Origin of the sequence: Solibacillus sp. FSL R7-0668 (assembly GCF_038006205.1) — a bacterium.
In the GTDB taxonomy this organism is placed as follows: Bacteria; Bacillota; Bacilli; order Bacillales_A; family Planococcaceae; genus Solibacillus.
In genome coordinates, this window is the sequence record NZ_JBBOUU010000002.1 from 58209 (window position 1) to 70328 (window position 12120).

Annotated in this window: 14 protein-coding genes; 10 read left to right on the forward strand and 4 right to left on the reverse strand. The window is 37.6% G+C overall.

Annotated features, from left to right (window positions below):
• Window positions 1-393: 393 nt before the first annotated feature.
• The 9 genes from MKX47_RS20375 to MKX47_RS20415 all read left to right on the forward strand — a co-directional run bounded on the left by MKX47_RS20375 (window position 394) and on the right by MKX47_RS20415 (window position 6483).
• Window positions 394-591: a hypothetical protein gene (locus MKX47_RS20375; protein WP_340778112.1), complete on the forward strand. Its 198-nt coding sequence runs from the start codon at window positions 394-396 to the stop codon at window positions 589-591.
• 66 nt (window positions 592-657) lie between these two features.
• Complete coding sequence (locus tag MKX47_RS20380; RefSeq protein WP_340778114.1) at window positions 658-882, forward strand: DUF2188 domain-containing protein; 225 nt, start codon at window positions 658-660, stop codon at window positions 880-882.
• 8 nt (window positions 883-890) lie between these two features.
• Window positions 891-1886, forward strand: coding sequence for a nucleotidyltransferase domain-containing protein (locus MKX47_RS20385; RefSeq protein WP_340778115.1), 996 nt, complete (start codon window positions 891-893; stop codon window positions 1884-1886).
• 14 nt (window positions 1887-1900) lie between these two features.
• A complete protein-coding gene (locus tag MKX47_RS20390) occupies window positions 1901-2509 on the forward strand; it encodes a Cap15 family cyclic dinucleotide receptor domain-containing protein (protein WP_340778117.1) in 609 nt (202 codons plus the stop codon).
• A gap of 305 nt (window positions 2510-2814) precedes the next feature.
• A complete protein-coding gene (locus tag MKX47_RS20395; protein ID WP_340778119.1) occupies window positions 2815-3762 on the forward strand; it encodes an ERF family protein in 948 nt (315 codons plus the stop codon).
• A 1-nt stretch (window position 3763) separates the two neighbouring features.
• Window positions 3764-4507, forward strand: coding sequence for a CHC2 zinc finger domain-containing protein (locus tag MKX47_RS20400; RefSeq protein ID WP_340778121.1), 744 nt, complete (start codon window positions 3764-3766; stop codon window positions 4505-4507).
• On the forward strand, window positions 4504-4899 hold the full coding sequence (locus tag MKX47_RS20405) for a single-stranded DNA-binding protein (protein WP_445683621.1): 396 nt from the start codon (window positions 4504-4506) through the stop codon (window positions 4897-4899). The genes MKX47_RS20400 and MKX47_RS20405 overlap by 4 nt, the downstream gene beginning before the upstream one ends.
• Before the next feature lie 51 nt (window positions 4900-4950).
• Window positions 4951-5646: a RecB family exonuclease gene (locus MKX47_RS20410; RefSeq protein WP_340778124.1), complete on the forward strand. Its 696-nt coding sequence runs from the start codon at window positions 4951-4953 to the stop codon at window positions 5644-5646.
• Window positions 5647-5835: 189 nt separating this feature from the next.
• A complete protein-coding gene (locus tag MKX47_RS20415; RefSeq protein ID WP_340778127.1) occupies window positions 5836-6483 on the forward strand; it encodes a hypothetical protein in 648 nt (215 codons plus the stop codon).
• Between the two features lie 139 nt (window positions 6484-6622).
• On the opposite strand, the gene MKX47_RS20420 is transcribed toward MKX47_RS20415, so the two are convergent.
• Window positions 6623-7747 (reverse strand): IS4 family transposase, encoded by a 1125-nt coding sequence (locus MKX47_RS20420; protein ID WP_340778130.1) that lies wholly within the window; start codon window positions 7745-7747, stop codon window positions 6623-6625.
• A gap of 133 nt (window positions 7748-7880) precedes the next feature.
• Between MKX47_RS20420 and MKX47_RS20425 the strand changes: the two genes are divergently transcribed.
• Window positions 7881-8504 carry a hypothetical protein gene (locus MKX47_RS20425; protein WP_340778132.1) on the forward strand — a complete coding sequence of 208 codons (624 nt, stop codon included), beginning with the start codon at window positions 7881-7883 and terminating at the stop codon, window positions 8502-8504.
• 68 nt (window positions 8505-8572) lie between these two features.
• Here MKX47_RS20425 and MKX47_RS20430 read toward each other — a convergent pair whose 3' ends face one another.
• The 3 genes from MKX47_RS20430 to merR form a co-directional block, all read right to left on the reverse strand.
• Entirely contained in the window at window positions 8573-9895 is a 1323-nt protein-coding gene (locus tag MKX47_RS20430; RefSeq protein WP_009374086.1) for an ISL3 family transposase, read from the reverse strand.
• Between the two features lie 159 nt (window positions 9896-10054).
• Entirely contained in the window at window positions 10055-11695 is a 1641-nt protein-coding gene (merA, locus tag MKX47_RS20435) for a mercury(II) reductase (protein ID WP_340778138.1), read from the reverse strand.
• A gap of 28 nt (window positions 11696-11723) precedes the next feature.
• The gene (gene merR, locus MKX47_RS20440; protein WP_001863748.1) at window positions 11724-12116 is read right to left on the reverse strand and encodes an Hg(II)-responsive transcriptional regulator; all 393 of its coding nucleotides are present in this window, start codon (window positions 12114-12116) and stop codon (window positions 11724-11726) included.
• Between the last annotated feature and the right edge of the window lie 4 nt (window positions 12117-12120).

The window sequence follows — 12120 nt, forward strand, 5'->3', positions numbered from 1 at the left end:
TTTTTATGGGTTTATTTCTTAAAATAGTTTATACTATTGATAGGAACTTACGTTTGGTGAAATTACTTGCATTTTAAAAATGAGCTCAGTATAATGCAAATTACGCTTTGAAAAATCAGAATATAAATTTTATTTAAATTTATCTGTTATTAAATTATCTCAAGTTGGAAGGAGTGATGCAATGGGGGTAAAAACGAAAAAAAACTGTAGATGGACTCCTTGCAGGGAGCCAACTACAGTCTAAGATTCAGAAGTACCAACTACTTCCGCCCACATCGCTTTTGCAGAAGCGATAGTAGAGTTTTTAAATGAAAATTATCTGAATCTTAACATATTTAGACCTCTCTTGCAAGGAAATGATAGAAATTTATCAAAACTTAAGGAGAGGATACAATGCAAGAGAACATTAAGGTTTGTAGTCCATTTATCACACGTAACGGAGTTCGGAAATATGCGACAGACTATGGTTTAAAAGCTTTTTGCTGGTACGTGACTAGAGAGAAACACGAAGCGTATTTGGCTAAAAAAGCACTTCAAAAGCAAAAAAATGAAACGAAAAATACGAGTGATGAAGTAGCGAATGACAAATAATTAATATATTGAGCTAGTAGTGGACGGATAGCTCTTCTTAAATAATATTTTAAGGGAGCGAATTAAATGGGAAAAAATCAACATGTAACACTTAATAAAAATGGAGGTTGGAATGTTAAAGGGGCTGGGAATGCTAAAGCAACAGTTAATGTTTCAACTCAAAAAGAGGCAATAAAAATTGCAACAGGCATAGCAAAGAATCAAAAAAGCGAAGTTGTTATTCATAATCGTGAAGGCAAAATTCGTGAGAAAAATAGTTACGGAAACGATCCGTATCCACAGAAAGGTTGATGGAATTTATGAAAATGAACTCAACTTTAAACGGAAATAAAATGGTGTTTACTGAGGATATGCTAAATAATTATGCACAACCTTTGAGTGCGACAGAAGATCAACAATGTCAAAATGCTATTAGGATGGTAATTGACGCAATTAAGCCTTTAGGATTTAGTGAAACAAGAAGTGCTGTTGAGCGAATGTATGGTGAATCTCACGCTTACTACCAAGAATTAAAATCAAACTACGGTAGTAGGAAAATAAAAGTGTTCTTACAGGGTTCTTATGCTAATAATACAAATGTTCGAACTCAAAGTGATGTAGATATTGCTGTTGTTGAAGAAGATATTTTCCAAACAGCTTATCGTTCTGGTGTTACTGATTCTAATTATGGTTTTGTTACTGCTAGCCCTAGAACGAAAACTTTTAAAGATGAAGTGGAAGACGCATTAAAAAGTAAATTCGGTTCAGATGTAGAAAGAAAAAATAAATCTATAAAAATCAATGGCAACACTTATAGAAAAGATGCTGACGGTGTTCCATGTAGAAGACATAAGGATTTTAGGTGGGATTTCGGTAATGACCCGAATAACTATGTTGGAGGCATTGTTATAATCGCTGATTCTGGTGAAAGAATAATCAATTACCCAGAGCAGCATATTAAAAATGGAAAAGAAAAAAATACAGCAACGAATTTTTATTATAAAAAGATGGTCCGTATCATAAAGAAAATGAAATATTTAATGTGTGAACAAGGTATTGATTCAGCAGATAAAGTGAGCTCATTTGCTTTGGAATCTTTAATGTGGAATATACCGAATGAAAAATATTTGGAGTTCAAGGATTATCGAAAAGTATATATGTTTGATAACTTAATAGAGTATCTTTATTCAAATCAGTATAATCTTGCAACTTATAAAGAAGCTAACGGTATTAAAGATTTATGTCCTACTCAAGAATTTATGACTAATATAAAAAATTTCATAAACGATCTTCGTCAATTTTACGGGTATCGATAAGAAAGGATAAGTAAATGTTTAATACTACACTGTATTGGAGAATATGGATTACTATTGGTATCTTAATTTTCTTTGCAACCCTTTTAATAAAAGGCTTTTCGCTTAATGTTGGCCTCATTTTATCAGCTGTAAGTGCAGGAGGGGCAACATTATTAATTGAGGCTTTGATTTTCAAACAATTTATTTGGAAAAAGAAACCGGATTGGTTTTACCCTTGGTTATGTTCTATTCCACATTTAGGTGGAACATGGGAAGGCGAATTACATTCTGATTATATTTATCCAGATACAGGGCAAAAAGGTGACCCGATACCTGCTAAATTAGAAATTAAACACGATTTTGATTCAGTTAAAGTAAAATTAGAAACAGGGCAAAGTTTTAGTAGTAGCTATGTGAGTGACATTTGGACTGACGAAGCGGATAGAAAATATCTTTGTTACACATATTATAATGATGCGGATCATAATCGAGACAATAATCCTAATCATGATGGTACAGCAAAATTAAGAGTATGTAAGGATTCAAATGGCAATCTAACTTTAGAAGGTCATTACTTTACAGGCAGAAAAACTACTGGAAAGATGTCTTTTAAAAGAATCAGTAAGGATATACGCTCGGTATAAATGCTTTCATTTGAAAAATACCCTGATAATTATTATAATATTCTGTAATAATCAATTCCCTCTTCATTTCATATGAAGTCGCCGTCGCATTCTCTTTGTTGAGAAAGGTTCGGTCAAACACACTCGGTAAGAGCGAAACCTTGGTTTCATCAAAATGAATAGTCTTTACTGTCCTCGTGACAGTCCTATAAACGTAACAGATTAAGCTACATGCTTATTTTGTTACGTTTTTTTATTGCCTAAAAGTCGGTGGATAGTGTGTAGAAGGGGAATGGATTACATTTTAAAAAGAGGAGTGAAGTGTTATGGCAGCAACGAATCGTGTGTATCAAAAGTTAGTAGAGGTACGCAAGGCGGTGCCGTATTTACAGAAGAACAATAGTGGGCATCAGTACAGTTACGTTTCCGCTTCGCAGGTGTTTGGGGCGGTGCGTCCAGAGCTTGATCGTGTTGGGTTGTTACTTGTGACGAAAATTGTCGATAAATCCGTACGCTATGATGAGGTCCGCAATAAGGACAAGTACGGCAACGAAAAGGTCACGTTAACTTTAACAACGGAGCTCGATTTACTGTACACGTTTATTGATGTAGAAAGCGGGGACACGCTCGAAATTCCGTTCTATTCACAAGGGATGGAAATCGGGGGTGAAAAGGGTGTCGGTAAGGCATTGACGTATGCGACGAAGAACTTCTTCTTATCGCAGTTTGTCATCGCTACAGACGCACAGGACCCGGATAGTTTCCAGGATCAAGTAGCCCAAACAAAGCCAGCTGCACCGGTTTCGAATGAGCAGCTACGTGAACTTGAACAGTTAGCTGAAGCGTTTGCTGACCTACGGGAAACGGATGTCCTACGTGTGTGGGAGCAGTTTGGTGTGACAAGAGACGAGCTAAAAGCATTAAAGGAGCCAGAGGTGCTAGAAATGAAGGCACGTCTTCAGTCTTGGCTTGAAAAAGCAAAGGAAGTAGCAGGTGTAACAGAGCCTGAGAAACGTGAGGAAACACCTCGTCGTGAAGAGCGTCCGTTCGCAGATGAAAAGCCGTATGTATTTGTATCTGCAACGGAAAATGAATCGAAAAACGGCGACTGGTACTTTACGTGTATTTTAGAAGACGAAGACGGTGATGAGATTGAGGTAATCGCGAAAGGGGATCTTGCGTTTGAAGTGAGTCAACTGGAGGATGATACCGACATTTTAGCCGTCGTCGCTAAGCGTAATAACTTTAATCTCTTAAAAGCCCTGAAGGTATAACATGTTACCGAGCATTCTCGATGTGGCAGACGATCAAGGTCTAGAATGTGTTGAGCGGACACGCAGTAAAAAGGAAGTCTACTACCGCTGTCCATTTTGCCATCACCATAACCCGAAGCTCTCGTTAAACCCAGCGAAAAATGTGTTTAAGTGCTGGCACTGCGGCGAGTCTGGTGGGGTGCTAGAGTTTGAGGCAAAGCTCACCGGTAAAACCTTTACAGAAGTCAAACAGCAGTATTTCCCCTATAAATCAAAGAGTTCCCCCAACGCCAAGCAACGACAAAAGCTTGGCCATACTTCAATTCCAAAGGACACGTATAAAAAGCAAATCACCCAATTAAAGGCAGAATGGGAAACGTACCAGTTTTTCATGTGCCGTAAATACTTCGCGTACTTGTCTGTCATTTTACTCATTGATGATGACGTAAGACGAAACGAGCTTGTCGCTTGGTGGTACGAAGAGGTGCGGCGTACGGAAATCCCACTGCTTGCGTCAACGTTAATCGGTGGCATGCAGCAAGATGCCCGGTGGCAACAAGAAGGACAGTTATTAGCAGACATGGCGTTTTCCGTCTGCAAGGAAACGGGTGATTTTGAGCTCTTAGACATTGTGAAAAACGTTTCGTTTTTGCTTTTTTATACACTTGTAGATGAAAAGGACCTGTGGCAGCGTGGTCAGTTTCAAACAAAATTTGGTCACGCACTGAACGTAAAAATCCAAACAGAAGCGAGGTTTTTTCTATGATGAATCATGTAACGATTGTGGGTCGCTTAACTAAGGACCCTGAATTTGAATACACGCAGTCAGGTATTGCCCGTGCACGTTTTATGGTCGCAGTGAACCGTCCATTTAAAAATAAGGACGGGGAGCAGGAGGCTGATTTTATTTCATGTGTCGCATGGCGTAAAACCGCAGAAAACTTAGCGAACTTTATGACAAAAGGACAATTAATCGGGGTTGAAGGACGCATCGAAACAGGGAGCTACGAAAAAAACGGCACACGCATCTACACAACGACCGTTGTCGCAGATTCCGTGCAGTTTTTAGAGCCAAAAGTGGTGAGTGCCGAGCCTGAGAAAAAAGAACGTGTACGCCCTCGTAAGGAAAAAGTGATGAGTGAGGACTTACCGTTTTAACTGATGAAGGTGGCGAAGCAATTTGCCACCTTTTTTAAGGATGTGAGATGGATGATTTTTTCATATTCAAGATTAAGTCTCTACGAGCAGTGCCCGTACCGCTTTAAAAAGGTACATGTGGACGAGGAGAAAGAAAATGTTACCTTGCCACTCGCTCTTGGAAAAGCAGTGCATAAAGCGATTGAACTGCGGTTAAAGGGCTTTCCAGAGGGCGCTAGTATCGCACGTGGCTTTCAGGAGGCGAACTTTCACAAGGAACTGAGCTTTTCTGAAGTTGAGAAGTTAACTCGTCGTGTGAAGCTAGACCGGTACCTCGGCAAACTAGAGGCAGTGGAATTTTCGTTTCAGCTGCCTTTAACAAACGTTCTGACGTTTCGCGGAGTGATAGATCTCATTACCATAGACGGGGAGATTGTGGACTGGAAGACAAATCGCAAGATGTATGACATCCGTGATACAAAGCAGCTCGCCTTGTATGCATGGGCGGTGAATGAGTATTATGCATTTGAAAAAGTGCGTGGTACACTTTCATTTCTTCGCTTTAACGAGGAGCGAACGACCATTTTTACCGATAGTGACCTACAAGCAGCACGCATGTGGGCGATTGGCTTAGCCAGTGAAATCAACTGGGCACTGGATCAGCTAAAAAAGCAGCCGAACTTAGAGCAAGTATTGTTCCCAGCTCGGCCGTCATCACGGTGTAAGACGTGTCCGTTTTCGATTGAATGTTATTTAAATAAGATATGAGATATGAAAAGCTACCATAATTACTGGTAGCTTTTTAATTGTTTTCAGAGAGAATAGAAAAATTTGAAAACATATAAATGCAATAGCGAATTTCTAGATTTTTTAAATATTTAACTAACAAAATACAAAGCAAAAAAATGTATAATAATTATATAAAAGGGTTTTTGTGGTTCATTTGGAGGTGTCTTAATGATAATAAATCGTGAGGTTGGTGCTCAAGGTAAAGGATTTCGATTGCAAAGATTGAGGGCTATAAAGTTGTTAATTGATAAAATTTTAGAAGGGAGAGAAGTCTATGTTGCAACGGAACACCTAGATGACGTGTATATAAAATCTGTGACAATGCATGAAGTAGAAGAGGTTGCTGAAAGCGATAAAAACTATTCTTCTCGTGATACATTTACTTTTGCTACTAAAGAAGTTAGAAATAGTATCGTAAGCTTTTTTGATACATGGGTCGAATGTGGCAAGAGAAAAGAATCTTTGTATTTTTGCTTTTATACTAATATAGGTATTGGTGAAGAACGAAATGTAGGCATAGTAAAAGAGTTAGGGTTAAAGTTGCCAAGTAAATCATTAATTAGATGTTTGATTAATAAAGAGTATAAATTTAAAGAACAAATTAACAATGAGGAAGTAAATATAAATGTATTGGAAATTACAAAGGCTATTTTGGTTAAAGAGTACACTAGTCAATATGAAGGAAAAGAGAGCAAGGGAAATTTAAAAATACTAGAGACACTTGATGAGGATTTATATCTAAACTTTTTAGAATCAATTGACTGGCAATTTGGGCAAGAAGATGAAAAAGAATTAGAAGATACTTTAATTCACTAGCGTCGCATAAATTTTAACTGAATTTTCTGTTTTCTTATTTTTCCGTTTGAGAAGAAAAACGAAGACACTGGAACAGAGGTAGTGAACATCCATTTTTTTACTATAACCTTTGACGAGTGCGACAGAAACAAGAAACCCTTTATGGGACCGCTTTTCCAGCGATTTTTCGTTGCCATAAATGAGCGGATTTCCAAGGTGCTGCTTTCAATAAGCGGCTGATTTGTAAGTACGTTCTTGAACTATTCGTGTTTAACTGCGCTAGCACATGCAGGCAATAGACAATCATCGCAATGTACACTTGATTATGTACGCCTTGTTCGCTCTGTGCGTAGAATTTTTTGATATTCAAGTGCTGCTTCAGCCATTTGAAAAACAACTCAATTGCCCAGCGTGATTTGTACAGTTCGGCGATTTCATCAGCACTCAAGTCGAAGCGATTCGTAATCAGATGCAGTTCATTTCCTTTTGAATCCATCACTTTTAGTAAACGAAACTCATTGCCAGCCAGACTTTGTGCCGTGCCTAAAGAAATCATTTCATCCGATAAAACGGAGGATTCTTTTGGGAGATGGAATGTTTCGATGGAATGCGTGACAGCGTTTTTTCGCAAGCGTGAGACGAAGAAATAGCCATCATCCGTCATGCGGTCAAATCGCTCGTAATCCAAGTAACCACGGTCAAACACGTACATGCATTCCTTGTCATCAACGAGTACTTCCAGTTGGCCACGATCATGTTCTTTCGCGTTCGTCAGCACGGCTTTATCTGGATACGAACAGCCTTTTTCAACGTAAACAAGGCGCAAATGAAGCTTGATACCGGATTTTGTTTTACGGAACTCCGCCCACTTGTGATTGTTTAAGTTGAGTGGCAACGTACTCGAATCAATAATGTTCAGTGGTGTTGTCGTTTTTCGGCGCTGTGCATAATGCGTTTTGTGATGAATTTGTGCAACCAAATCGAGAAAGAGCACTTGAAATACGTCAGTTGGAACTTGATTCAATCGGCGTCCTAGTTGAGAAAAGCTAATCGATTCTAAATCCGTTGCTTTTTGAAGATCCTCAGAAAACAAGGTCTCACTAACCGCACGCAGACTTTCGGTTTCGTTGAGCTGCGCGAATACGAATAATTTCAAGAATGAAGCGATGTGTAGCTTCTTTGTATAGGTATTTAATTGATAGGCTTCCACCAATTCCTCAAGTTTTCTTGAGGAAATCGGTGAAAACCATTGTTCAAATGATGTTTTTCGTGTAAACTTATCCATGTTTATGGTCCTTTGTATTGGATTTGGATGGTTACCTACCGCCCAACCATTATAAAGGATTTTTTTGTGTTTGGATTACATTACAGAAAATTCAGTTTAATCTAGCGTGTTGGATTATTTTAATGCGACGCTAGTGACTTTAATTGAAAAAATTAAAACTTTTAACTCTCCAATTTTAAATATTGAAGGAAAGGAACATTTGGTTGTTTCTGCTCTACTAGACGAATTTGAAAAAAAACAAACACTTCCAGATTTATATACTAGGTTTGTTACGAATGACATTTTTCGTAGAATTCTTTTAGAAGTAGCGACAAATAATTACAAACATTCCGATCCGATAGGGGAACTATGGGATCAAATCGATAAGCCTAATGATACAAGAATAATTAAAGAAAAGATTTTAGATGTCTGTCCAGATTTTAGTCTGCAGCGTATAGCTAGGTATGAAAGAAAGGTTGCTACTGTAAAATTAGAGCTAAGTGATTTAAATCTTAAAGATCGGATTGGTTATAAAGCATACATGTTTAGAGTTTTTTCAGCTAGTGATGATATGTTATTCGAACTGAAGGATAACAGAATAGAAGAATTTAATGAAGATATGATTAAAGCATGGATATCTAGTTTGTTCACCCATGTACAGGACGTACTCGATGATAAGTCCAAAGACTATACAATTCCCTTGAAAAATAGAGATTCTTTGCAAAATACTATATTAGAACTTTTTGATAGCTGTTACTTGCAATTTGAGGAGGTATAGACTTTTTATGGAGAACGATAAACATAAGAACTTTTTAAGGGTATTCGGATTTTATGGTGGAAAAGGGCTTATAAATCACCCTTCTCCAAATTCTTAATAAGTGTGGAAAAATCGACACCAAAGTTGTCTGTAATGTCGTGATCATTCACTTCATACCAATTGAAAGTATCGTATAACATAGCTTTATTGAAAGCACTTGAATTAAATCGTGGCTTACGCTTTTTATGGAGCTTCTCATTGAAAAGGATTTTGGCTCGTAAGGCATCAAACGAGTAACCTCTACCCATTCGCTCTACCTGCCTAATAATGCTGTTAATTGACTCCGTATAAGCATTAGTGAGCCTTTTATCAAAGTAGTTGAATATTTCGACATGCCAGTTGTCTACGGCTCTCACGAGGTCTTTATATGCGTCTTTAGAGTTGCTGGACATACAACGGTGTCTCCATTGACTATAACGAAGATGACCTTCATCTGGATCAGGAGTATCCCATATCCAGTAAAACTCTTCTTTGAGTTCATAGGCTTCTTTTAAAGCAGGAAGATTACCTAACCAAGTATCTAAGAGGAATGATTCACGTTCATTTAGATCGTGTTTACGCTTTAGAAGGATAAACCTTTCACGCATAAGGGTACGTCTTTCTTTTTGGCTCATATGGGCTTTCAAAGACTTTCTGACGTTATCTAAGGCTTGATTAGCCATTCTAACTACATGAAACTTATCTACGACAACTTTAGCGTGTGGAAGGATAGTGTTCACTGCGTCTTTGTAGGGCTTCCACATATCCATTGTGACGTACTCAATGTAAGTCCTGTCACTGATTTCTGAAAGACGTTGGATGACTGTTTCCTTGTTACGGTTAGGCTTGATGTCATAAATAGTCCTGCGTTCAATATTAGTCAATACAAGCCGAGGTCTACGGATAATATGTATCTCGTCTATCCCAAGCCACTTAGGAGTTTCAAACTGGTATTCACGTTCTTTGAGTGCCACATAGTCCTTAAAAACGTTCCTAATGGTTTTCTCGTCAACACCAACGCTTTCTGCGACTTCTACAAAGGTCTTAGACATGGATTGCTCTTGAATGGACTTTAAAAGCCTTTTGGTCATACTACGCTTTTCATCTACAGATATTAGGCGTTCCCAGAAGGTAGATCCGCATTCACGACACTTGTATCGTCTACGGTTCAATTGTAAGCCCACTCGCTTTAAACGAATGGGCAAATCCATAATTAGTTGATTTCTTGAACTGTGTTTGTACAACTTGTCAAAACCACATTCAGGACAACGTTCAGGTGGTCCGACTGCTTCAACTTTAAACATCATATCGGTTTCATTTTCTTGTGGCGGTTCTATTGTTTTAATGTCTGGTAGGGATAATAAGTCTGACATATTATTCATCCTTTATTACTCTGCGGTGTTAAGGTATCAATTATAGATTTGATGTCGAAATCATCAGTGTTAAATTATTTTTGTGACCACAAATGCACTTAGAAAATCCCTTAAAGCATTAGCTGGTTCACTTGAATAGGGAGTTGTAAAAAAGTTCCCTTAGCCTGCACAACAAGATAATTTCGAAATATCTTTATCGAACGTAAGTGCAGCTAATTTTAGCCCTTCAGCCATTGTTAAATATGGTGCTAGGGTTTCTGTTAAATCTTCTATCGTTAAGCCAAATTTAACAGCTAATGATGCTGCATAGATGACATCTCCTGCATTCTCAGATACAATATGAACCCCTAATACTTTTAGTGTTTCTGCATCTGCTACTAGTTTAAATACACCGGTTGTTTCACGGTTTACAATTGCTCTTGGAACAGCATCTAAAGGTAATACAGATGTCTTCACATCATACCCTTTCTCTTTTGCTTGTTCTTCTGTTAAACCAACCGTTGCAACCGTCGGATTCGTAAACGTAACAGCAGGAACTACCGATAAATCTATTTTTTTGTTTAATCCACCAATAGCATTATCAGTAATAATTCCACCTTCATAGGCTACTACATATACAAATTGTGGTCCTAAAGTCACATCTCCTGCTGCATAAATCTTTTCATTACTTGTTTGACCAAAATCATTGATCAGGATTTCATTATTTTTTCCAGTTTCAACACCTGCTGCACTTAAATTTAAAGAATCCGTATTTGGTTTTCTTCCAGTGGCAACAAGTAACTGATCTGATTCAATGACTTCTCTACTGCCATTTACTGTTACGTAAACCCTTTTTATCTCTCCACTTTGTTCAACACGCTCAAAAGTTGCCCCTTTGACAAGGTTTATACCCTGTTCAATTAACGCTTTTTCAACTGACTCTGAAATCTCAGGATCATACTCCTTTAAAAGTCGCTCACTTCTTTGCATAAGCGTTATTTCTGAACCTAAATGATGAAATAGTTGTCCAAGCTCCATTCCAATGTATCCTGAACCAATTACAGTTAATCGTTTTGGTATTTTCTTTAACTCAAGAAGTGTTGTACTAGTTAAATAGTCCATTTTTTCAAGTCCTGAAATTTGGGGCAACGAAGGCGATGCACCTGTTGCAATTAAAAAGCGTTTTGCAGATAACTTTGCCCCATTGACCTCAACCGTACTAGCATCAACGAATTTTGCTTCACCTTTAATTAAATCAAAATTATATTCATCAATTAAATCCATATATTTTTGATTCCGAAGTTCGCTCACCAATTTATCCTTTTGCGTGATTAAACTAGCTAAATCCACTTCTCCAGCGGATGTTTGTAAACCTATAAACGGATTGTCTTTTGATAAATGATTGATTTCCCCTGCCCTAAGAAGAGTTTTTGACGGAACACAGCCAATATTCACACAGGTTCCCCCAACCGTTCCACGCTCAATCATTCCAACTTTTGCACCGTATTCTATAGCTTTAATTGCCGAAGAAAAGGCAGCAGCACCAGAACCAATAATAAGAAGGTCATAATTGTCTTCATTAATTAACGCCACGTTTTCTAGTGATGATACTTCTTCAATTTCTCCGGCTTGGTAATTTGCTTCATCAATCGCCTTTATTGCACTTTCAACCTCAATATCATCGGGCAGTTCAAATACTGCTTCACCACGACGATAACTAGACTCAATATTTTTAGCACCTATCTTTTCAAGTGCTGATTCTACGTGTTTTTCACAACCCGTACAAGTCATTCCTGAAATGTTTACCTTAAATTTATTCATAAAAAAGCTCCTTTCGTTAATTAATCTCTCATGTTAATGTTTCTATTATTGGACACGAATGTAATTGCTTTTCATCTGGACATCGTTGTTTTAAGTCGTCTAACATAGTTTCAATTCGTTTTAAATCCTCTATTTGTTTTTGCACTTCCTTTTGTTTTTTAGAAACAAATTCGAACATATCTTGACAACGAACTTCATCTTTATCTACAACACCAAGTAATTTATAAATCTCGCTTAAAGAAAAACCAAGTTCCTGTATTCGTTTAATAAACCCAACACGCTTAACGTCATCATATGAATATATCCGATAACCAGCTTCCGTTCGGTGAGGTTCTTGTAATAAATTTTTTCGCTCGTAATATCTGATCGTTTCTTTATTAACTCCACATTTATCTGCAAACTCACTAATGCGATAAATCATCTTA